This is a genomic window from Mucilaginibacter sp. GW821-FHT07G05 (assembly GCF_059418565.1).
Genome location: NZ_JBWKQC010000001.1, coordinates 139,463 through 162,286 on the forward strand (window position 1 = coordinate 139,463; position 22,824 = coordinate 162,286).

At 44.4% G+C, this 22,824-nt stretch carries 18 protein-coding genes; 7 read left to right on the plus strand and 11 right to left on the minus strand.

Going from position 1 to position 22,824, the window contains the following annotated elements:
* Nucleotide 1: 1 nt before the first annotated feature.
* Complete coding sequence (locus AC07NA_RS00565; protein ID WP_494894745.1) at nucleotides 2–1,066, plus strand: HlyD family secretion protein; 1,065 nt, start codon at nucleotides 2–4, stop codon at nucleotides 1,064–1,066.
* Complete coding sequence (locus AC07NA_RS00570) at nucleotides 1,066–2,661, plus strand: MFS transporter (protein ID WP_494894746.1); 1,596 nt, start codon at nucleotides 1,066–1,068, stop codon at nucleotides 2,659–2,661. Before AC07NA_RS00565 ends, AC07NA_RS00570 begins: the two co-directional genes overlap by 1 nt.
* 147 nt (nucleotides 2,662–2,808) lie before the next feature.
* On the opposite strand, the gene AC07NA_RS00575 is transcribed toward AC07NA_RS00570, so the two are convergent.
* From AC07NA_RS00575 to AC07NA_RS00585, 3 genes are all read right to left on the minus strand, one after another.
* Complete coding sequence (locus tag AC07NA_RS00575; RefSeq protein WP_494894748.1) at nucleotides 2,809–4,311, minus strand: glycoside hydrolase family 76 protein; 1,503 nt, start codon at nucleotides 4,309–4,311, stop codon at nucleotides 2,809–2,811.
* A 166-nt stretch (nucleotides 4,312–4,477) separates the two neighbouring features.
* The gene (locus AC07NA_RS00580; RefSeq protein ID WP_494894749.1) at nucleotides 4,478–4,972 is read right to left on the minus strand and encodes an SRPBCC family protein; all 495 of its coding nucleotides are present in this window, start codon (nucleotides 4,970–4,972) and stop codon (nucleotides 4,478–4,480) included.
* The gene (locus AC07NA_RS00585) at nucleotides 4,959–5,288 is read right to left on the minus strand and encodes an ArsR/SmtB family transcription factor (RefSeq protein ID WP_494894751.1); all 330 of its coding nucleotides are present in this window, start codon (nucleotides 5,286–5,288) and stop codon (nucleotides 4,959–4,961) included. Before AC07NA_RS00585 ends, AC07NA_RS00580 begins: the two co-directional genes overlap by 14 nt.
* Nucleotides 5,289–5,560: 272 nt before the next feature.
* Between AC07NA_RS00585 and AC07NA_RS00590 the strand changes: the two genes are divergently transcribed.
* Both AC07NA_RS00590 and AC07NA_RS00595 read left to right on the plus strand, forming a co-directional pair.
* Nucleotides 5,561–8,317, plus strand: a complete 2,757-nt coding sequence (locus tag AC07NA_RS00590) for a glycoside hydrolase family 2 TIM barrel-domain containing protein (protein WP_494894753.1) — start codon at nucleotides 5,561–5,563, stop codon at nucleotides 8,315–8,317.
* A gap of 34 nt (nucleotides 8,318–8,351) precedes the next feature.
* Entirely contained in the window at nucleotides 8,352–9,599 is a 1,248-nt protein-coding gene (locus AC07NA_RS00595; protein WP_494894755.1) for a PQQ-dependent sugar dehydrogenase, read from the plus strand.
* A 128-nt stretch (nucleotides 9,600–9,727) separates the two neighbouring features.
* Here the strand turns inward: AC07NA_RS00595 and xth are convergent, their stop codons facing one another.
* Nucleotides 9,728–10,504, minus strand: coding sequence for an exodeoxyribonuclease III (gene xth / locus AC07NA_RS00600; protein ID WP_494894757.1), 777 nt, complete (start codon nucleotides 10,502–10,504; stop codon nucleotides 9,728–9,730).
* A gap of 194 nt (nucleotides 10,505–10,698) precedes the next feature.
* Here xth and AC07NA_RS00605 point away from each other — a divergent pair, with 194 nt between their 5' ends.
* Nucleotides 10,699–13,476 carry a carboxypeptidase-like regulatory domain-containing protein gene (locus tag AC07NA_RS00605; protein WP_494894759.1) on the plus strand — a complete coding sequence of 926 codons (2,778 nt, stop codon included), beginning with the start codon at nucleotides 10,699–10,701 and terminating at the stop codon, nucleotides 13,474–13,476.
* 64 nt (nucleotides 13,477–13,540) lie between these two features.
* Here AC07NA_RS00605 and AC07NA_RS00610 read toward each other — a convergent pair whose 3' ends face one another.
* Genes AC07NA_RS00610 through AC07NA_RS00640 form a run of 7 tightly spaced genes read right to left on the minus strand, consistent with a single transcriptional unit; the run spans nucleotide 13,541 to nucleotide 20,529 of the window.
* Complete coding sequence (locus AC07NA_RS00610; protein ID WP_494894761.1) at nucleotides 13,541–14,893, minus strand: alkaline phosphatase family protein; 1,353 nt, start codon at nucleotides 14,891–14,893, stop codon at nucleotides 13,541–13,543.
* A gap of 11 nt (nucleotides 14,894–14,904) precedes the next feature.
* On the minus strand, nucleotides 14,905–16,116 hold the full coding sequence (eboE, locus tag AC07NA_RS00615; RefSeq protein ID WP_494894763.1) for a metabolite traffic protein EboE: 1,212 nt from the start codon (nucleotides 16,114–16,116) through the stop codon (nucleotides 14,905–14,907).
* A gap of 19 nt (nucleotides 16,117–16,135) precedes the next feature.
* Nucleotides 16,136–17,308, minus strand: a complete 1,173-nt coding sequence (locus tag AC07NA_RS00620) for a 3-dehydroquinate synthase (protein WP_494894765.1) — start codon at nucleotides 17,306–17,308, stop codon at nucleotides 16,136–16,138.
* Nucleotides 17,309–17,343: 35 nt separating this feature from the next.
* Nucleotides 17,344–18,228 (minus strand): UbiA-like protein EboC, encoded by an 885-nt coding sequence (gene eboC, locus AC07NA_RS00625; protein WP_494894767.1) that lies wholly within the window; start codon nucleotides 18,226–18,228, stop codon nucleotides 17,344–17,346.
* Nucleotides 18,229–18,236: 8 nt separating this feature from the next.
* Nucleotides 18,237–19,223 carry a TatD family hydrolase gene (locus tag AC07NA_RS00630; protein WP_494894769.1) on the minus strand — a complete coding sequence of 329 codons (987 nt, stop codon included), beginning with the start codon at nucleotides 19,221–19,223 and terminating at the stop codon, nucleotides 18,237–18,239.
* 26 nt (nucleotides 19,224–19,249) lie between these two features.
* Nucleotides 19,250–20,116, minus strand: coding sequence for an EboA domain-containing protein (locus AC07NA_RS00635; RefSeq protein WP_494894771.1), 867 nt, complete (start codon nucleotides 20,114–20,116; stop codon nucleotides 19,250–19,252).
* Between the two features lie 47 nt (nucleotides 20,117–20,163).
* Nucleotides 20,164–20,529, minus strand: coding sequence for a transmembrane 220 family protein (locus tag AC07NA_RS00640; protein WP_494894773.1), 366 nt, complete (start codon nucleotides 20,527–20,529; stop codon nucleotides 20,164–20,166).
* A gap of 289 nt (nucleotides 20,530–20,818) precedes the next feature.
* Here AC07NA_RS00640 and AC07NA_RS00645 point away from each other — a divergent pair, with 289 nt between their 5' ends.
* On the plus strand, nucleotides 20,819–21,400 hold the full coding sequence (locus AC07NA_RS00645; RefSeq protein WP_494894774.1) for an RNA polymerase sigma factor: 582 nt from the start codon (nucleotides 20,819–20,821) through the stop codon (nucleotides 21,398–21,400).
* 187 nt (nucleotides 21,401–21,587) lie between these two features.
* Nucleotides 21,588–22,769 carry a FecR family protein gene (locus tag AC07NA_RS00650; protein WP_494894775.1) on the plus strand — a complete coding sequence of 394 codons (1,182 nt, stop codon included), beginning with the start codon at nucleotides 21,588–21,590 and terminating at the stop codon, nucleotides 22,767–22,769.
* Nucleotides 22,770–22,824 lie beyond the last annotated feature (55 nt).

Genomic DNA, 22,824 nt, shown 5'->3' on the forward strand with positions numbered 1-22,824 from the left:
AATGAACAAGCACCACTCATATACCCAAACCGATAAATTAATTACCCGGATAACCACCTGGATAGCCGGTATTGCAGGCGCCGTACTACTGGTATGGGGCGCATACACTTTGCTACACCTGTTTAAGTACGAAGAAACCGACGATGCGCAGGTAGAAGCCTACATAAACCCCATTACCGCACGGGTAAGCGGTTTTGTGAAAGAGATCCGTTATGATGAAAATCAGGATGTAAAAAAAGGGGATACCTTGCTCATCATCGATAGCCGCGAATATCAGTTACAAAAACAGGAAGCCGGAGCCGGACTGGAAAATGCCCGTCAGCAGGTGGAAGTATTGGAAAGCAATGTGCATACCGCCGAAAAGGTAGCCGCTGTAAATAACGCGCAAATAGCCGCGGCTAAAGCCAAACTGGTTAAGCAGGAGCAAGAGTATGAACGCTTTGTGAAACTGTACGAGGCAGAATCGGCCACTAAGCAGCAGATGGAAAATGTACAGAGCGCGCTTGAAGTAGCACGGTCTGATTATCAGGCGGCTATTAATAATTACCAGGCATCATTGTCAAGAGTGAATGACAGCCGTTCGCAGATCTCGCCGGTAATGGCCGAAATTAAGCGCCGCGAACTGGTATTGCAGCGCAACGATCTGGATGTTTCGTATACCGTGGTTACAGCGCCTTATGACGGTAAAATGGGTAAGCGCACTATTCAGCCCGGTCAGCAAATTCAGTTGGGTCAAACGCTGGCTTACATTGTTGATGAAGAAACCGGCCTTTGGGTAGTAGCCAACTTTAAAGAAACACAGTTAAGGCACATGCACATTGGCGAAACCGTAGAGGTGACTACCGACGCGTATCCGGATAAAATGATAAAAGGGAAGATCATCTCATTATCACCGGCCACAGGCTCGCGCTTTTCGTTATTACCGCCCGATAATGCTACGGGTAACTTTGTGAAGATAGCGCAGCGCATCCCCGTAAAAATAAAAATTGATAACAGGGATGCCAACGTTGCTTACCTGAGTGCGGGTATGAACGCCAGCGTTACCGTACCTAAAGACGAGCAATAATGAGTGCCGAAATACCAGTTTTCAGAACATGGGTGCCCGAATGGCTGATACGGCTCGGCTTACTGCTGCTTGTATTGCCGGGTATTGTACTGTTCTCATTATCTATCAGTAATATAAATGCTGCCGCGGGTTACTATGGCATCAGCCCTAACGACGCGCAGTATTCCATGATCATCCTGTACGCTTCAACCGCCAGTTTCGTGGTATTGGAGAAACGATTTTTCAGGAGCATGGCTTGCAAGGAATACCTGCTGATAGTAGTATTGATATTGGTAGCCACCTGCTACATCTGCTACATTGTAAAAAGCTTTTATGTATTACTGATCTTCCGTTTTTTGCAGGGTATGCTTACAAGTTGTACGCTTAGTATTACGCTTACGCTGATGTTTAGCAGGCTGCATAACGAGCGGTCGAAAGAGATAGGTTACTCTGTAGTGTATTGCGTGCTGTTGTGCGTGGCGCCGTTATCAACGCTGTTCACGGCGCAAATTATCGACGATTATAATTTCAACGTTATTTACAAATGCGCCATGTTTTCATTTATACCGGGAGGCGTTTTGATGACAGTGATGATGAACAACGTACGGCTCGACCGCAAACTACCGCTTTATCAGCTGGATTGGCCAAGCTTTCTGCTATATTCGGCAGCGTTGTGCCTTATTGGTTATGTAATGGTATACGGGCAGCAATACGAATGGCTTGATGATACGCGTATTGAGATGAGTTTAATAGCTATCGGCCTTTTGCTTATCACCTTTGTGGTAAGGCAGCTATACGCGAAGCGCCCATACTTTTATATACAGGCCTTTGGGCACCGCAACTTTTTGCTGGGAGTGATGCTGCTTTTTGTGTTTTACATTAGCAGGGGCTCGTTTGGTATTACCACCAGCTATATGGGCAGTGTTTTAGGTATCGATCCTATTAATATGGGTTATTTACTGATCTACAACATCGCGGCCATTGTGGTGAGCGTAACCATCGCTTCTCGCTTAATATTACAGAAAACGCCTACGAGGCTGATCCTAATATACGGCTTTTCGTTATTGCTGGTATTTCACATGTATATGTGCTTTATGTTTGGCAGCCAGGCTAATAGCATCGATCTTATTTTTCCGCTGATACTGCAAGGCCTTGGTGCCGGTATGCTGATGGTGCCTATTATATTATTTGTTGTATCATCATCGCCGGTACAATACGGCACAACGGGTTCGGCGGTAGGTATATTTGTACGCTTTACAGGCTTTTGCAGCAGCATAGCTTTGGTTAATTACTTTCAGCTGTATCAGCAAAAAGATCATATAAACCGCTTTCAGGATCAACTGGGCGGAACAAGCGCTTTACTTAGTCAGCGTTTGAACTTATACAAACAGGTATTAACCGGTAAAGGCATGGCAACAGACCAAGCCATTAAAGCATCAACCGCATTGCTCAATAAAGGAATTACCCAACAAGCGCAATTGCGTTCGGCGGTTGATTATTACCAGATGATAAGCTGGATGCTTTTGGCCGTGATACTGGTCATCGCCCTGTTCCCATCCATCAGCCGTACCATTATCCGCCTAAAAAATGATCAACCCGCACCGATTGTTTATTAATTGGTCATTGAGTCATTTGGTCAGTGGTGAATGGTTAGTGGTGAATGGTCAGTAGTTAATGAGTTTTTTTACTTACACTATTTCCAACTGGCTATTCACCTTTCACCACTGACCAAATGACCTAATAATGCCCCAATGACTAAATGGCTACTTAACCGGAAGTGTATTAAACAATAATGCTACCGCTGTTGAAGCGCCAAATTCTGATTTTGGCTTGCCTTCTTTGGTACGCGTAGCCCATTTGGTGTGGATTAGATTTTGGGTGTTACGGTTATTGTAAGCCGTGCGGGCATTAAGGTCTAACCATTCAACTAAGTCTGTTTTATTGGTTTCAAGAGTATACTTACGTGCATAACGCGAGAAGATGCCTTTAAAGCCTGGCAGGTCATCGCCGCCGTCTTCATTGTCGATTACCTTGTTGTTAAACATGTTATCGCGGGTATAGGTGGCAATTTTTTGCGCGTCCTCTAAATAGTTGGCTTCTTTGGTATAGTTGTAAAGCATCACTGCCGCGCCAAGGTAAGTGCCCTGGTTATAGGTGGAACTCCATGTTCCGGTTTTTATCAGGCCTGTGTTTTTATCTAAATCAATATTATCATTCACCTTACCCGTAGCCTGGTTAAACAAATATACCTTCGACCATGAGTACAGCGCGATAGCCTTGTCGTAATAAGTATTATCTCCGGTAGCTTTTGCAAGGTAGCAGCAGGCCACAATAGCAGGCCCGTTTATACACGCATTTTTAGAGGTTTTGGTTTCGAACCAAATTAAACCACCGCCATAAGTATTGGTAAAAGCACGCTTGTACATTTTATCAAACTGCTCTTTTCCTTTATCCAAATACATTTTATTACCGGTGAACAAGTACCCGCGCACGCAAAACAAGGCGGCCCAGGTAATATCATCGTTGTAATTATTATACATCCAATCCTCTTTGTTTTTGGCGATGAAGTTTTTGTACATGGCCTCAAACTTGGTAAGGTATTTGGCATCTTTGGTTACCTCATAGGCATCCAATACTACCTCCATCATTTCGGCCCTGTCCCAAAAACCTTTGCCTGTTTCTACATTGTATTGGGTGTACCATGCATCAAATACCTTGGTGGCTATGGCGGCAGTAGGGGCTACTTCCTGTGCTGTTGCTTTTTGAAATACCCATTTCTGCGCGTCGGCAGTAAGGGTTCCGCTTAAGTTCACTTTAGCGCCATCGGCGGTATTGCCTGCATGTAAGTTAAGGCCGAATTTGGCGTTAGAGGCCGGCAATAAGTAGAAAGCCCCGCTTCCGGCTTTTTTGATTGTCCATTTTACATCATCACTATTGGTATTCTCATACTGATCTACCTTTACCGAATCAGCCGGACTCGCGGCTACGTGCAATAGTTTACCGCTGCCCACATTGGTTAATGTGTAAACACCTTTGCCTATATGAGTAACAGTCCAGCGTTGCGCGTCAGATTTGGTATCCGTCCAGCAATCAACAGTCGCTCCGTTATCTGATGAAGCATTGCTTACATCCAGCAGCTTATTGCTCGATTTTGATTTTAAGGTATAAATAGCGCCGGAAGTAATACCCGACGTTTGCGCCACTGCAAAACCGGTGTTTGCACACAAGAACAGCACCGTGCTGATACGTAAGTAAAGTGATTTCATATAACAGTTTAGTTTTATTGGGTACCGAATATAGGTGTAAAGTTTTGAATAAACCCAATGCTAAATCGTTTATTGTGTGATAATCTTGTTATATACCGCAAACAAAAAGGCCGGTGAGGGTATATTCTCACCGGCCTTTGTAATACTATAAATATGGGCTGAACTACTATTGAGCCAGTAATTCGTCCAGGTTGCCAAGGGCCATTGTAAAGCCTTCTTTGAAACCCATTTGAACTATTTTCTCCAGATCGGCCTCGCTGTCAAACGCTATTTCAACCAATACGCTTGTGCCTGTAGCGGTGGCTGAAAATGTGCTTTTCCAGTACATTTTCGGGAAATCATCCGTAAGGTTGCCATCCTCATCGCAGAAAGCAGCTACAGAAGAAATACTTTTTTCAGTTTCAATAGCCTGAAAATCTATACGGCAATAAGAACGTTCACCCTGTGGGCCAACCATACTGTACAGCCATAAACCACCTACCTTAAAATCCATACTTTTAGTTTCGGCCCTCCAGGGTTTGGGTGCCCACCATTGGTCGAGTAAACTGCTGTCGGTCCATGCTTCCCATACATCGGGCAGGGGCGCGTTAAAATCCCGGGTTACATGCAGTTTATTACCTGCCGGGTCTTTGGTGATCTTTGTTTCATTAGTGCTGCTCATTTTTTTTATTTTTTAGGTTAATGAATAAATCGTCTAACTGGTTAAAGCGGTCTTCCCACAACTTGCGGAAAGGTTCAAGCCATGCATCTATCTCTTTCATTTTTGGGGTATCAAGTTTATAATAGATCTCTCTTCCGGTTTGGGTTTGTTTAACCAGGCCGCATTCGGTAAGTATTTGTATGTGTTTGGATACGGCCTGCCTGCTGCTGTCGAAATTTTCGGCGAGGGCATTCGGCGTCATGGCTTGCAAGGTAAGCAAGGTTAATATCGCTCTGCGTGTAGGGTCGGCTATGGCCTGGAATACGTCTCGTCTCATATTTATCTGCAACTAATTGATTGCAAATATAGATGTGCAATCAATTAGTTGCAAGTGTTTTTTTATATTTTTAATAAGTCAACAGTTATTTTAACCTAATAAGCGCAAAGGGAATAGATTGTTTCCGGCAACGATTGCGTAGTTTTAGTTCCGCATATTCTTTTTTTGTCGGCAGGTAGTAATTAATCTTGTTGGCAATACATACGTTTTCCTGCAATAAGTTTAAACCGATTTAGTTTTTACCGGCCGTTTTATATGTCTAACAATTAATTATGAAAAGAGTAACGCTTTTATTGTTGTTCACCCTGTTTTGTTTCAGTGCTTTCTCGCAGGGAACAGTGGTTAAATACCTGTCGGGAACAGACAAAGACCACACCGTACAATGGGATTTTTATTGCACCGGCGGGCGCAACAGCAGCAAGTGGACTAAAATAGCGGTGCCCTCCAACTGGGAACAGCAAGGTTTTGGCACCTACAATTACGGGCACGATAAGGATAAAGCCAACGAGCAGGGGCAATACAAGCACGAATTTTTAACCGGAGATACCAAAGGCAAAAAGGTTTTCATTGTTTTTGAAGGATCAATGACCGATACCAAGGTAACTATCAACGGTAAGCAGGCAGGCCCTGTGCATCAGGGAAGTTTTTACCGCTTTAAATACGATATTACCGGCTTGCTCAACGCTACAGGTAAAAACCTGCTCGAAGTTACCGTTGATAAAACATCAGCCAACTCTTCTGTAAATGACGCCGAACGCCGTAACAGTGATTTTTGGGTATTCGGCGGGATTTTTCGCCCGGTTTACCTGGAGATTGTCCCTGAAACTTTTATTGACAGGGTAGCCATTAATGCCAAAGCCGATGGTTCTTTTGACATGGATGTGTACACTGCTAATACTAAAGATGGCGAAACCGTAGAAGCCCGCATACAAAACCTTAATGGTAAAAATGTAGGTGAATCGTTCGCCGTAAAAGCAGTAGCGGGGCAGGATAGTGTACAGCTAAAAAGTACATTCAAAAGCCCATTGCTGTGGAGCGCAGAGTTTCCGAACCTTTACCGGGTAGTTGTAGCGATAAAAGATAAACAGGGCATCATCCACCAGATAAAACAAAAATTTGGTTTCCGTACGGTGGAGGTGCGTAATAATGATGGCTTGTATGTAAACAACGCCAAAGTAGTACTAAAAGGTAGCAACCGTCATAGCTTTTGGCCCGAAACAGGGCGTACCTTAAGTCACGACGTGCATTTGATGGATGTACGATTGATGAAAGAAATGAATATGAACGCGGTACGCATGTCGCATTATCCACCCGATCAGGATTTTTTAGCGATATGTGATTCATTGGGTTTATATGTGCTTGATGAACTTACCGGCTGGCAGGCAAAATACGATACCGTTGTTGGGCGTAAGCTGGTAAAGGAGCTGGTGCTGCGCGATGTGAACCACCCTGCCATATTGTTTTGGGATAACGGCAACGAAGGTGGCTGGAACCGCGGGCTGGATAATGATTACGCGCTCTACGATCCGCAAAAGCGTACGGTGATCCATCCATGGGAGAAATTCAACGGAACTGATACCCGTCACTATCCCGACTATAATTATATGGTTAAAGCCGCAGAATCAGGCAAGGAGGTATTTTTCCCTACCGAATTTATGCACGGTCTTTACGATGGCGGCGCAGGCGCGGCGCTTGACGATTTTTGGGCGCAAATGATGAAACATCCGCATGGCGCAGGTGGTTTTATTTGGGCTTTTGCCGATGAAGCGATTATGCGTACCGATAAAAATAATATACTGGATGCCGATGGTAACCATGCACCGGACGGAATAGTTGGTCCGCACCGCGAAAAGGAGGGAAGCTATTATACTATAAAAGAGATTTGGTCGCCGGTGTATATTGATCCGCAGCCTATTAACAGAACATTTAACGGACAGCTTACAGTAGAGAACCGTTATTCCTTTACCAATCTTAATCAATGTACTTTTAAATGGAAACTGGTTAGCTTGCCATCGGTAGATGGCAAAACTACAGCTGCCATTGTGAAAGCGACCGGGAGCCCTGCACAACTCAACCTTAAACCGGGTGAAAAGGGTACGCTAAATTTGAAACTGCCTGCATCATGGGCAAAAAACAATGCTTTATACCTTACAGCGTACGGACCGGATAAAAAGGAAATATTTACCTGGAGCTGGTCAATTGCATCTCCCGCGTCCTATGCAATTAAAGCCTATAAATTAGCAATCAAATCGAAGATTAAAAGTACTGATACCGATAGCCTGCTTACGGTTAATTGTGATAACATAAATTATGTGTTTAGCAAAACTACCGGCAACATACAAAAAGTAATTAAGCCGTCGGGCACTATTTCGTTATCGGGCGGACCGGTTTTGGCCGGTGTAAAAACACAATTAAAAGATTTTAAAACTGAAGTTGCAGATAAACTGTACACCATTACCGCCAGCTACGATGGCGACGCCTCCTTACAGGTAAAATGGACGTTCAGACCTGGTTATCCTGCCAAACTGGAATACAGTTACAAACAAACGGGCGATGTTGATTTTGCAGGCCTATCCTTTAACTATCCCGAAGAAAAAATTACGGGCATGAAATGGCTTGGCCGCGGCCCTTACCGTGTATGGAAAAACAGGCTGAAAGGCCAGCAATTTGGCGTATGGCACAAGGCATACAACAATACCATTACCGGCGACAGCTGGCAATATCCTGAATTTAAAGGCTATCATGCCGAAGTTAATTGGGTAACGATAGAAAATAAAGAAGCGCCGTTTACAGTTTACACATCAGATAAGAACCTGTACTTTCAAATGCTGCATCCCGGCAGGGAAAAAGCCGCGTTGAGCAATAACAATGTTGAGCCTGCATTCCCGGCGGGAAGTATAGGGTTTTTGAACAGCATAGCCCCGATTGGTACCAAGTTTCAGGGGCCAAATGTAATGGGGCCGCAAAGCCAAAAGAACCATTACAACGGCGAAGCGGTTAACGGTACGTTATGGTTCGATTTTAAATAGAAATGATAAGCTTAATAACACAAATATTAAAATAATGAAAAACATACTGCGGAATACATCCCGCTCAATATTATCACCTGTTTATAATGCCGGATTGATTCGTTTGGGATTAGGTATTAGTCTGGCTTGCCTGTCCTATACCTCTTTTGGTCAGGCTAAAACTGCTCTGCCTGCACCTATAACTGTGGGTGTACAGCAAATAGTGACCAATGTACAAGGGCCAACCGCTATGGCTTTCCCGGGTGGCAGCGATGTTTGGGTGACCGAACAAAACGGCAAGATCCGCGTGATCCGCGATGGTAAAATGCTTGATGGCGCTTTGCTTGACCTGCACGATAAATTGGTGAAGCTAAACAACGGTTATGAGGAACGTGGCCTGCTGGGTATAGCGCTGCATCCGCAGTTTAAAACCAATAAAAAGTTTTACGTGTATTACAGCGTGCCATCTACCCAGGGCTCAAACCATACCGGTGTATTGGCCGAATACACTATACCTGCGGGTGCCGAAAAACTCGACCCTAACAGCGGCCGTGTCATCTTCACCGAAGAGGAGCCCGATGGTAACCACAATGGCGGTTGCATTCAGTTTGGGCCTGATAATTTTTTATATGTTTCGTTAGGCGATGGCGGCGGACAAGGCGATAAGCACGGCCCCATAGGCAACGGGCAGGCGATGGATACCTGGCATGGGAAAATACTGCGTATCGATATCAACACAGCCGATGGTTATACCGTACCTAAAGATAACCCATTTGTGGGCAAGGCAGGCGTAAAGCCTGAGATATGGGCCTATGGTTTCCGTAACCCGTACCGTTTTTCGTTCGATAGAAAAACAGGAGATTTATTTGCGGGTGATGTAGGTCAGGATTTGTGGGAAGAAATTGATATCGTTAAAAAAGGTGCCAACTACGGCTGGCGACTGGTGGAAGGTACACATTGCTATAACCCGGCTACGGGCTGCGATATTTCAGGGATCACCATGCCAATTACCGAATACAGTCACCGTGAAGGTGTAAGCGTAATTGCCGGATATGTATACAACGGCCAGCAAGTGCCAATACTAAAAAATAAATACCTGTTTGCCGACTGGACAGGCCCTGTTTTCTACCTCAAAAAAACAGGTGCTACCTGGCAAAGGGGCAAGGTGACCTTGCAAAACCTCCCACCTAATTTAAAGATCACCGCCTTCGGCGAAGACCCATCCGGAGAGCTGTACATACTCACCAATCCCGATACCGGCCCTGAAAATACAAAAGGGAGTGTGTATAAGGTTGTAAAATAATAGGTTGTAAAGTAGAATAAAAGCGCGTCATTGCGAACGTAGTGAAGCAATCCCCTATTTACAGAGCCGCTCTGTATAGTTTAGAGATTGCTTCACTACGTTCGCAATGACGTCTTTTAAATATAAGCCTACTCATCTGCCAGCTCTATCCAAACCGGCGCGTGGTCGCTGGTTTTTTCCCAGCCGCGTACTTGTTTATCTACACCTGCGGCCACCAAACGCTTATCCAGCTGCGGGCTTAGTAAAAAGTGATCTATCCTCAAACCCGCATTACGGCCATAAGCATTGCGGAAGTAATCCCAAAAGGTATAAATAGTTTCGGTAGGGTATAGTTTGCGTATGGCATCCGTCCAGCCTTGAGCTACCAATGTTTTAAAAGCCTCGCGTGTTTCAGGGCGAAACAGGGCATCGTCAACCCAACGTTCGGGCTTGTAAACATCCTGTTCGGTTGGCATAACGTTATAATCGCCGGTAAGTACTACGGGTATATCGCGTGCAAGCAGGCCCGCCGCGTGCAGTTTCAGTCGGTCAAACCATTGCAGCTTATAATCAAACTTCGGCCCGGGAGCAGGGTTACCATTAGGCAGGTAAAGACCGCCTATCACCACACCGTTAATAAAAGCTTCAATGTATCGGCTTTGCGTATCCGCATCATCGCCGGGCAGGCCTTTCCGTAATTCCTGTATTTCGCCAAAGCGGGATAATATGGCAACACCGTTCCAGCTTTTTTGTCCGTGCCATATAGCATGGTAACCGGCATCGCGTATAGCCTCTTCCGGAAATTTCTCCTGCGGGGCTTTCAGTTCTTGCAGGCAAACTACATCGGGTTGGGTTTCTTGCAACCAGCGCAGCAACACCGGCAATCGGCCGTTTACGCCATTCACATTATAGGTAGCTATTTTCATGTATGCAAATTTAACAGTGTTTGGTATTGGTGACGGTAAAATTGGTAAATGCTTTACTATTCAATCATATTACTTTAAAACCTGCCATTTGTTGTAATTAAAACAGATTTTTTACATAAAAAGCTATTGTATAAGCCGTAAGGTAGTGCACTCAATAACATTTCTTTTTATTTTTGAGTATCAACCTTTTGCTTATGAAAACCTGCTTCTTATCAATACTTATCGGGATGTTGCTTTTTTTGGGGAGTAATACCTTTGCGCAAACCGGCGACAGGGCCATAGTGCAGGATATAATAACTAAGATGACCTGCTATGTTGATTCGAGCGCGCAGGAAAAGGTTTACCTGCATACCGATAAACCTTATTATACCCTTAACGATACCTTGTATTTTAAATCGTACCTGTTTAATGCCACCTACCTCACGGCATCGGCAAAGAGTGGTATACTGTATGTTGAAATAGCTAATGAGCAAAACCGCATAATAAAAAGGGCTATGGTGGCACTGTATGTGGGCCTTGGCTGGGGCAATATAGTGCTAACCGACAAGATATTTCAAAACGGGAACTATACCCTGCGGGCCTACAGCAATTGGATGCGTAATCACGGCACCAACGGAATGTTCGAAAAGCAGTTTTACATCAGTTCGCCGGGCGAGGGCGATGTGCTTATAAAATCGCGCTTTAGCGCCAAACTGGAAGATGGTAAACAAAAAGCTTCGATAGGGTTGAAAGTAAATAAGTTAGATGAACGCCCGCTTATCCTGGAAGATTTTGTACTGCGGGTTACCGATGGCAAAAAAGTATGGTATAAAGATAAAGTACGTACGATGATGGACGGCGCTATTGATTATGGCTTTAATATTCCCGAAAAAGCCACGGTCAATAAACTATTTGTGAGCCTGCAGCCCGCCAATAAAGCTCAAAGCAATACGCTTTATAGTATGCCCCTGCTGCTTAATCGCCCCGAAAATATCGACCTGCAATTTATGCCCGAGGGTGGTGCGCTGGTGGCCGGCATCAATACCCGTGTGGCTTTTAAAGCATTGTCCGAAGATGGCATGGGCACAAATGTCAGCGGTATTATTTACGACAGCAAACAACAGGAAGCCGGTAATTTTCAATCTGTGCACGCGGGCATAGGCTCATTTGGCTTTGTTCCGCAGGCGGGCGAGGTTTATGCCGCTAAAATAAAGCTGCCCAATGGTGCGTATTCAAAGCCATACCCGCTGCCTGCTGTAAAACCATCGGGAACGGTACTTAATGTGATCAATAAACTTGGCGCAGATTCGCTGGAAATCAATGTGAGTACTACGGCCGATGTAGCCGCCGCTAATTATTATGTGATTGGCCAGGCGAGAGGGATTGGCTGTTATGCCGTGATCATGAAGATAGTGCAAGGCGGTGGCAAAGTAAAGGTAGACCGCGCGCTATTTCCTACAGGTATAGCCCGTTTTTCTTTACTCAATACGGCAAAACAGGTGATGAACGAACGCATTGTATATATTGATCAGGCCGATGACCTGCGCATAACTATGGTGCCCGATAAGAAACGTTATGATAAAAGGGATAGCGTAGCTATGAATATGATAGTGACCAATAAAGCAGGCGAACCGGTACAAGGCAGTTTTTCGATAGCGGTTACCGATGATACACAAGTAAAAACAGACAGCCTGAAAACAAATAACCTGAAATCGTACGCGCTGCTAACCTCCGAATTAAAGGGACAGGTGGAAGATCCGGGCTATTATTTCCCACCTGCCTATAATCCCGAAAAATGGCAGCAACTGGATAATTTATTGCTGGCCCAGGGTTGGGTTAATTACGATTGGACGTCTGTATTTCAACCTTTCAAGCAGCCTTTGTTTACCGCCGAAACAAATTTTACCATCAAGGGTAAGGTGACCAATATGTTTAATAAACCGGTGAAAAGCTCGGGGGTATTATTGTTATCAAAAAAGCCGGGATTTATACTGGATACGGTAACCAATAACAATGGCGTATTTACGTTTGATAACCTTGTTCCGTCGGATACGGCTTCATACCTCATACAAGCCCGCAATAGAAAAGGTAAAAGCTTCAACGTGGGGGTAGAGGTTGATGAATTTGTTGCCCCCGTATTTACCAGTGCGCCAAACCGCACCATGCCCTGGTATGTAAATACTGATACCACAAGCATGCTATTGGTAAAAAACAAGCTTACTTACGACAAAAAGCAGCAGGAGTTAAGCAGCCCCAACATGCTGAAACAGGTAAATATTAAGGATAAAAGGATAATAAAAGGATCAAAAAACCTGAATGAAGATGGCGGGGCCGATCTTGTGCTCGATGAAGAATACCTGCAAGCAGTAGGTAAACTTACCCTTGGCGATCTATTAGAAAAGAATATAAAAGGCTTTAAATTTGGCACCCCGAAAAATCCTTATGTCTATGCTATTTTCACACAGCTTGCACATTTTATTATTGATGGTATAGATATCGATTTCGGGGCCCCTGATCCGGTAGGGACTCTGCAATACGGCTTATATGTTAAGCAATTTTTAGATTACTATTCGGCAGAAGATATTAAAGGTATTGAGTTAATGCAATCTACCAAATATAACATGCGCTATATGAGCAGGTATGTTAGCAACCCGATGGCGTTGCCGTGGGATCATGCTTTTATTGAGGTGACCACCTATAGTGGCTCGGGTCCTTACTTGAGTAAAACACCCGGTGTGTACATTTATAAGCCAATGGCTTTTTACCCGGCTAAAGAATTTTATTCACCAAAATATAAGTCGAAGGATGATAAATCGTTCATCGATACACGTTCAACCATATATTGGGCACCGAACATTATTACCGGTAAAGATGGTAAGGCAACCGTTTCGTTTTACACGGCAGATATCAGCGGTACCTATCACCTGTCAATTAATGGCAGCGATATGGAGGGCAATATCGGCAGCAATACCACCACTATAAAAGTACAGTAAGTACAGACAAAGCAAAACGCCCTTACTTTTGAAGCAAGGGCGTTTTTATAAAAAAATTTAATCCTTATCCTTTTAAATGCTGCCATATAATATCAAATACATCGGTAGCTACCAAAGCCTCTTTTGCAGGTGCGGTATCGGTAATTAATACCGGTTGATACTTTTGCGGCACGCCAACACGCCCGTGCGATCCTTTTATCAGGGTAGCATCCAACGGAATTACATCCATTACATACCTCAAACCCGTTTTTTTGCGCAACAGTTTATAACCTGCACGGGCTTTCGAGGTCATGAACATTTCAACAGGATCATAGCCTGGTTTTTTGTGGATGTCAACCACCCGTGCATAATCGGGGGCAACGGCATCATCCAGCCAAAAATAATAGGTGAACCAACTCTTTTCATCAGCCATTAAAACGAGGTCGCCCGCACGTTCGTGGTTGATGTTGTATTTAGCCTGTTCCTCACGGTCAAGCACCAGCTCAACTCCCGGTACGGCTTTTAGTAAGGCTTTAACCTTTTCGGTTACGCTCTTATCGTTAATGTATATGTGTGCTATTTGATGATCGGCCACAGCAAAGGCTTTTGAAGCTCCCGGATCAAGTAATTCCAAGCCTCGCTCAATCCTGATGCCTAACAGGTCGTTCTGCCTTAATACACGGTTTAAATGGATAGGGTTGTTTACCGGTGATATACCATATTCGGAGAGTATAATCACCTTTGCGCCCTTCTTTTGATAAAAGTTAACCAATTGCTCAACTACCTCATCTACCTCACCCAGTTCTTTTGCGATAACCGGCAGATCGGGTCCGAATTTTTGCAGGCAATAATCCAGGTGCGGCAGGTAGATGAGCGTTAGGGTAGGGTTATGAAGGTCATCCGTCTCCATAGCCGAATCAGCTATCCACTGGGTGGATTTAATGTTTGCTCCCGGTCCCCAAAACTGGAACAGCGGGAACTGGCCTAATTTGGTTTGTAAATGATCACGCAGTTCGGCCGGGTGCGAGTAGCAATCGGGCATTTTACGACCGTCGGCAAGGTAGTTAGGGCGTGGCGTTACCGAATAATCGGCAGATGAATACATATTGTACCACCAAAACATCATGGCACTGGTAAATGATGGGTCTTCCTTCTTGGCCTTATCCCAAATCTTTTCACCCTCAACCAGTTTGTTTGATTGTTTCCAGAATTTCACCTCGCAATCTGTACGGTCATACCAGCCATTGCCCACAATGCCATTCGCGGCAGGGAACTTCCCGGTTAGGTAAGCCGACTGCATAGACGTGGTAACAGCAGGCAAAGCAGGCTGTATATGAGTCAAATGCTTTTCGCTGATATATTTTTGAAGAAATGGCGTATGCTCGCCAATTACCGATGACGATAAGCCAACTACATCAATTACTACCGTTTTGTTCATGTTGCCGTATTTTATACAAGTTGATTTTTAACCCAGTTTAATTCGCGGATGATAGATTGCGTAAGCGGAGCCTTCAGTTCGTCGGGCAATACCTCCCAGGTATACGTTTCCACCTCTAAGTGTTGGGTGAAAGGCGTATATTTAAACCTGTTCAGTACTGTAATTATATCGGTTTGGGTCGATTGCACTTTACCCATATCTTCTACAAAGATGGGCACATGGAAATGCGCGCGCCACTCGTTCACTTCAGGGTTATGGCTATCGGCCAATGCCTCCGGCAGGTCAGGGTAGCGTATCAGTTCGCCATTATTTGTCTTGGCTATTACCTGGTGCAGGTAAGTTGGCTCGTTGAATTTAGCAAGCGCATTGGTTACTAAGTCCCTTTCAGTTACATTAACGGGCAGCAAAGCTTTTAAAGCGGCGCTGATCTGTATCTTGCCAACTTTTATGTCTTTCTTATTTAGTTCGTCAATTATCTCTTTATGCGGCTCGTAGCCTATAGCAAAGTGGCAAACATCATAACATAAGTTGATATGCTGTTTTATGGCCGCTGTGGCATCAATAGATGGCAGATTGAGTTTTTCGGACAGTGTTACCGTGCCTTGCGGCAACAGGTCATTCTCAAACCAATCAATAAATTCCGGGCCCGATTCTAAAAAGCCATCCGGTTCGGGTTCAATATCTAAATGCAGCAATACGCCGGTTGCCTGGTATATTTTGTAAAGCTCGGCGGCAACGGTGATGATATTTTTTGTGGCGATCTCTTTCGCGCTGTTCCTTGCTTCGCCCTCGGCATGCCATGGCTTGTAGCTTAACGGGGAGGTGGATATGCCTCCTTCTAAACCGGCAGGCAGCAGTTTAGCCAGAATGTTAAAGAGGCGCAAAGTATAATCTAAACGCTCATCTGTTGTCCAATCGGGAGCATGCACCTGGTCTTTAACTACGGTATGATGAAAGCCGCCATAAGGGAAACCGTTCATGGTGAAAACGTACGCGCCGTTATCACTAAGCCATTGTTTAAACTCCTGCAAATTGGCTTCCTGCTCAAGCAAATCAACGCTGGCGATGTTAGACAGGCGCAAACCGATACCCATGGCCTCGTTAGCCGATAAGTCGGCCTTGATCACCGGGAAATTGTTTTTCAGGGCTTCGAGGGTTTCGGGCCATGTTTCGGCGGCGTGTATATTGGTACAGTAAGTTAAATGTGCAGAACCGATTTTCATAAGTAGATAGTATAAATGCTTAAATATTGTTTTGGTGAAGATCGTATTGCCTGTTGTGCAATATCTGGGCCGATTGTTTTAAAATTGTGGTATCAATTTCATGTACTTCGGTACCTTCACCTATGGTATTCAGCAGCATAATGGTAAGCTCGCCGCCTAAATGCTCACGAAATTCCTGTAAGCCAAGTAGTATTGGGCTATCGTCGCCGGTTACCTGTAAAAGTTCGTGGGTTATTTCAAAACCTAATGTTTGTATCAGGTTTACTACGCGTTCGCTTTGCTCCAATGTTAAACGGCCCGATTGCTGCGAATAAACCGTATCCAGCGCTATACCCATAGCTACCGCTTCGCCGTGTTTAACTTCAAAATTGGTAAGATATTCCAGTTTGTGGGCACTCCAGTGTCCAAAATCTAACGGACGTGATGAACCGCTCTCAAACGGATCGGCACCGGCAATATGCTGTAAATGCAGTTGTGCACAACGCCACACCAAATAGTTCATGGTGGTCATATCGCGGCTTACTAATGCGGCAGCGTTTAGCTCAATCCAGTTAAAAAATGCGGCGTCTTTTATCAGCGCGACCTTAATAGCCTCGGATATACCCGAACGCCAGTCGCGATCTGATAGCGTAGTTAAAAACTGATCATCATTAAAAACGGCAGCCGGTGTGGCAAACGTTCCTAAAAAATTCTTTTTACCAAAGTAGTTGATGCTGTTTTTTACCCCGATACCCGAATCATTTTGCGATAGCACCGTAGTAGGGATACGGATGTGCTTTACACCGCGGTGAGCCACTGTAGCGGCATAACCAACCATATCTAAAACAGCGCCGCCACCAATAGCTGCAATGTAAGAGTGGCGATCGATACCGTAAGTATTTACAGCTTCCAGTATCTGATCGAAATACCGGGTATCATTCTTTACATGCTCACCACCGGGAATCACCAATATATCCTGCACCAGTTGCACAGCGGTATGGCGTTCAAAATAGGCTTTTATCTGATCTGTTAAATCTTCATGCGTATCAACTACGCCCTGGTCAACAACAAAGAGGATCTTTCGTAATGCGCCAGATGTGGCAGAACCTTCCAAAAAATCGTTTAGTAATTGATTGTTGTGCGCGAATAACGACGTAGTGAAGAAAACGTTATAGGTATATTTTATAGTGAAATGCTGTTGCAGATGTTCCATGATGGAGGAATGATCAGTTGTAATTTAAAAATTGATTAGGTGACCGCGAATGTTTTCGACAGCCACATAGATACCGGTAATAAGCATGCTATAATAATAGCCGGTATTATTGAGCTAAAAGTAACCGCCCACGAAGCATCCATTAATATTAAGGATATTACCCCGGCTTTTACCGCCTTACCAATGTTTTTACCAATAGGTTCTTGTATGGCTTTTAGCAAAGGTTTAAATATCATCCAGGCAAATGGCAGTAAAAACACCAGCGACCATAATAAACGGTTATTGGTGTATGAGAAATAGGTGATAAAACCGATAACCGCGGCATATAAAAACGCAGCGATGTATAAGTTGGTTTTATTACCGCCATGTACTTCTCCGCGGCTCGTCATGGTGATAGAAAATATATAGGCTACTGGGGCAATGGCCAATACATACCAGTGCGCAACGGCTCCGGCAATAATGCTGATGCCCAGTAACAGGTTCAACCCACGGCACATACCCATATTAAGCGGGCCAAAGAAAGGATGATGTTTACCCCATTTATTGTATACCAAAGCGCAAACAGAAATAGCTGCCGCGAAAATACCCGATGTTTGCGAGCTGATTAAAGCCAGTATAATTCCCGCGCCTAATAATACCATTCCTAAAATGGTAGCTTCCTGCAAGCTTACCCTGCCCGATGGTATGGCACGTTCGGGGCGTTCTATTTTATCAAGGTCGGCATCAAATACGTCGTTAAACACAATGCCGCCGCCGTACAAGCAGGCTGTTGAAATACAAAGCAACAGGACAGAGGGCCACACCTCAAAAAATGTGCTGCTAAGCACACAGGCAATGGCAATACCCGCCAAAACATCGGCTACCGAGGTAACTATGTTGGCCGGCCTCATGAGTTGTAAGTAAATGAATGCTTTCTTCAAAACTCCTGTTAGCTTATGATGATGGATGATTTATCGATACGTGGTTGTTGCCCGCCTCGCAGAATGCTGTTGCCCTCAAATTTTACGCTTTGATCGATGTTTTTTACCGCGGCAAAATCTGCCTCGTCAATTTGTCCGCTTTGCGCGAACGCGGTGATGGCGTTACGGTAAGTGATCAGTTCGATATCCTGATCGCTTAAGCCACGGGCTTTCATCAAGGCCGCGGTTTTTGGCACCGCCAACGGATCGCTAATACCCCAATCGGCAGCCGAATTAATCATTATACGTTCTGATCCGTATTGTTTTGCTACCTCAACCATCCGCTCGTTACCCATTTTGGTGAACGGGTAAATAGTGAATGCCGCCCAAAAACCACGATCTAACACTTCTTTAACCGTTTCCTCATTGTTATGGTCGATGATCACACTATACGGATCGATGCCGTGCTCAATAGCGATATCCATACTGCGTTGGGTGCCTTTCTTTTTATCGCGGTGCGGAGTGTGTATCTGCACTGGTAAGCTGGCCTCTTTAGCCAGTTCGAGTTGCAGGCGATAGTATTTTTCTTCGGCAGCGGTTTGGTCGTCAAAGCCGATCTCACCTATACCTACCACACCTTCTTTATAAACAAACAGCGGCAAAATTTCCATTACCTGCTCGGCAAGGGCTTCATTATTCGCTTCGCGCGAGTTAAGGCCGATGGTACAATAATGCTTGATACCGAACTGCGACGAACGGAACCTTTCCCAGCCAACCAGGCTGTTGTAATAATCTCTAAAACTATCAACACCGGTACGTGGCTGTCCCAGCCAAAAGGCGGGTTCAATTAATGCTACCACACCGGCATCGGCCATGGCCTGGTAATCATCAGTAGTGCGCGACGTCATGTGTACATGCGGATCAAAGAAACGCATCCCCTGTACGGCGCTTATATCAAAAAACTCGGGTTTTGCGCCCGGTGTTTGCTCCCTGTCTTCAAAATTGCTGCAACACATATCTTTATCTGTTTAATCGTATTCTTTTATTGGTTGATGAAGCTTTCCCAGCTTGTTTTTTTCCCTGTCGCCGCTTGTAAAACAGCGTTTTGGTTCAGCAGGTCTTTTGCAGGTTGGTAGTCGCTTTCGGTAATGGCCAAGGCAATGGCTTCTTTTTCGAGGCTATCGTTATTAACTATACCTATATTAATATCATCAAATATTTTATCGTCAATAAAACGGCCAACCAATCGCCATAGCATCGGGTCGGTTTTACGACCGGCCGCCCATCGTTCGCGGGCATAATCGCTTAGGGTATGGGCAAGCTCAATATTCGCCCGTTCATCCAAGCCTGTGATCAGGTCGAGCCGTTTTTCGGTGAAGAAGGCTTTCAGCACCAGTTGGTTCCATGCCGGTTGCGGCAGGTTTTCGGCCGGGTAGGGGTTATGGTACATTTGCGCTTCCAGCACAATACCTATATTACTGCGGTTACCTTCGGTACAGCGGTGTACCCATATTTCGGGGTAGGCCAGCAGCGGTAAAGCCGAATACAAAGCGACCAGCTCGTTCATTTCGGCTGCCAAAAAAAGTGTTTCTATGCTGCGCTGATAGGCACTCTTGTCAGTGGCGTCAAGTTGTAGCAACAGCCACACCCTTGCCAGCCTGTCAACCGACCAACCTTCAATGGAAAAATTCTTCCGGATAGCGGATAGTTCAGCGGCAGTTTCAGTACTGATATTGACGAGAGCCTTACCAGTTTTACGGGGCATCGCGGCAAACGCGCCATTAAATGCTGCTGCCGATACAGGTGTACCTGTTTGGGTTTGCAGCCAGCCCCGGGCATCCGGGCTAATATTTTGTATAATAATTTCCGTTAGGGCGGCCTTTAATCTTTCTACATCATAATTAAACATACAAAACAAATAGCAAGTGTTTAATAATTACGGGTTGGTAAATACGGTTAAGCTGCTATATAATTTATAAGCAGTGCGCCCGCAATAATAAGCAATCCAAAAAACTCCCGTGTTTTTTCAATGTAAGGTTTCTCGGCTTGCATGGTTTCAACCAGGCTTGGTTTGTTATATTTCGTTATCCAGTCGCGCACGCCATCTTTAGCAAAGAAAAGCAGGGCGGCATATACCAGGTAAAAAGCGATAAGTAATAAATATATTACAGGATAGAACTGGCCGAAAGCCACTAAACCGCAGCAAATAGCGGCACTCAAGTAAATAGGTACCCAAAGCCATGGGTCAACATCGTTTAGGTTGAGGTAGGCGAAAACCACAAACGAAAGGCAGAAAATAATGTTTATAATAATCAGGAACATAACTAATTAGCTAAATTAAATGTAGGGATACTTAATAGGTAACCCACCGGTTTTTGCCTTATATGCCGATAGGTTAATAGCAAATTTATGAAATTAACCTTAATACAGGTATCCTGCGAAATCGTTTTATTAGCGTATTGAGGTAATAAGGCATAATTAGCGCTAATATCGCTTAGGTTAATATATATTAGGGTATTGATAAATTGCTTGCAGGCAGCCGGATATTTTATAGAAAATTAACACAGAAATATAAGCAACAACATATAATTTATTACATTGGTAGGGTTGAATGTCAGTGTATAATTTATATAGTGTAGATGATGCCGAATTATTACGGCAGTTAAGTGAGGGAAGCAGGCGCGCGTTCAATAATTTGTATTATAAATATTGGAAACATGTTTACAATGCAGCTTATAAACGCCTCAACAATGCCGACCAGGCGCAGGATGTTGCACAGGATGTTTTTGTACAATTATGGACGAGGGCTTCAACAGCGCCCATTGATAATTTACCGGCCTATTTACTGGTAGCGGCACGTAACAGTGTTTTTAAGCACCTGGAAAAAGAAAGCAGATACGCGGCCCTGCCCGATACTGTCGACCAACTGAAGAGTGCGCATGGCGAGGCCGATTCGGGCATGTTGCACGAAGAATTTGTGCAGGCTTTTAATGATCTGGTAAACGCGCTGCCCGAACAGCAGCGAATAATATTCAAAATGCGATACGAAGAAGATCTTTCGAGCCAGCAGATTGCCGAAATTTTGAATTTGTCCCCAAAAACCGTCCGTAATCAAATCGGGAAATCGTTGGCTACAATAAAATCATCGCTTTTATTGCTCAATGTCCTATTATTCTTTTGTGTCGATAGGTAAAATGCCCATCAATTTGTCTCAAAGGGTGATCTTGAAATCAAGTAAATCCAATAATCTTATTAATCATGGTCCTTGTCAAGGTCTTTGTATACACTCTATTGTTAATTCTGTTTTAAAAAATTAAAAATATTTTCATTTTGAATGGGCTATTTTCATTTTTACGACTCATGTAGTTATAAAATGATAAATGGAAGAGCTTAACAGACGATATTTTCTGGAAATATTAAAGAAATACAGACTTGGTACCGCCACCGCCGAGGAAGTGAAATTTCTGGAAAAGTACTACGACCTGTTCGAAGTAAACGAAGATCAGATCACTGCTGAAAACGAACAGGAGTACGATCATATCAAATTGGCCATCAAACAAAATGTTGATGAGCGGGTAGACCAGTTCAATAAACAATCGCGTGTTAGAGGTGTACGTTCGGCATGGGTTAAATACGCTGTGGCAGCATCTGTATTGGTGTTTTGCAGTGTTGCAGGTTATTTCATGCTGAATAAAAAGCATCGTGAGCAAACAGTGCAAACTGTAGCCGATATTAATCCCGGCGGAAACAAGGCCGTGTTGACTTTAGCTAATGGTAAAAAGATAGTACTGGATGATATTGCCAAGGGCGAGATAGCTAAACAAGGCGGTGTGAGCATCTCTAAAACTGCCGATGGTCGTATCGTTTATACAGCCGCTACTGGCGATGCTTCGGACGAGATCAGTCAAAACGTATTTTCAACGCCTAAAGGCGGGCAGTACCAGGTTGTACTGCCCGATGGTACTACCGTGCTTTTAAACGCGGCATCTTCATTAACCTACCCATCTGCCTTTACCGGTAACGAACGTTTGGTTACCCTTACCGGCGAAGCTTATTTTGAGGTTACCAAAAACAAGGCTATGCCTTTCAGGGTGAAAACAGGCTTGCAAACCGTGGAGGTATTAGGCACCCACTTTAATATCAATGCCTATCCGGATGAAAGCGTAATAAAAACCACACTGGCCGAAGGCTCGGTTAAGGTATCGGTTCCTTATCAGTCGGTAATTATTATTCCGGGGCAGCAGGCGGTTGCCGGTAAAACGGCGGTTGCAACTATCGCCAAACACACTATCGATCTGGATAAAGAACTGGCCTGGAAAAATGGGGTATTCTCTTTTGAGAATGATGATATCCGCTCTGTAATGCGGCAGGTAGCCCGCTGGTACGATGTAAATGTGGCGTACGAAGGCGCGTTTCCCGCGGATGGCTTTAACGGCGAAATATCCCGCGACAGCAAGTTATCTGAAGTAATAAAAATACTGGAATACAATAACGTAGATATAGCTCTTGATGGGAAGAATATGAAAGTATCCTACAAGGCATCTGCAAGTAAAAAATACTAAACAACTAATTAACTGATTCTTTAACGCTTAAAAATTGCCGATGATAGGAACGCTA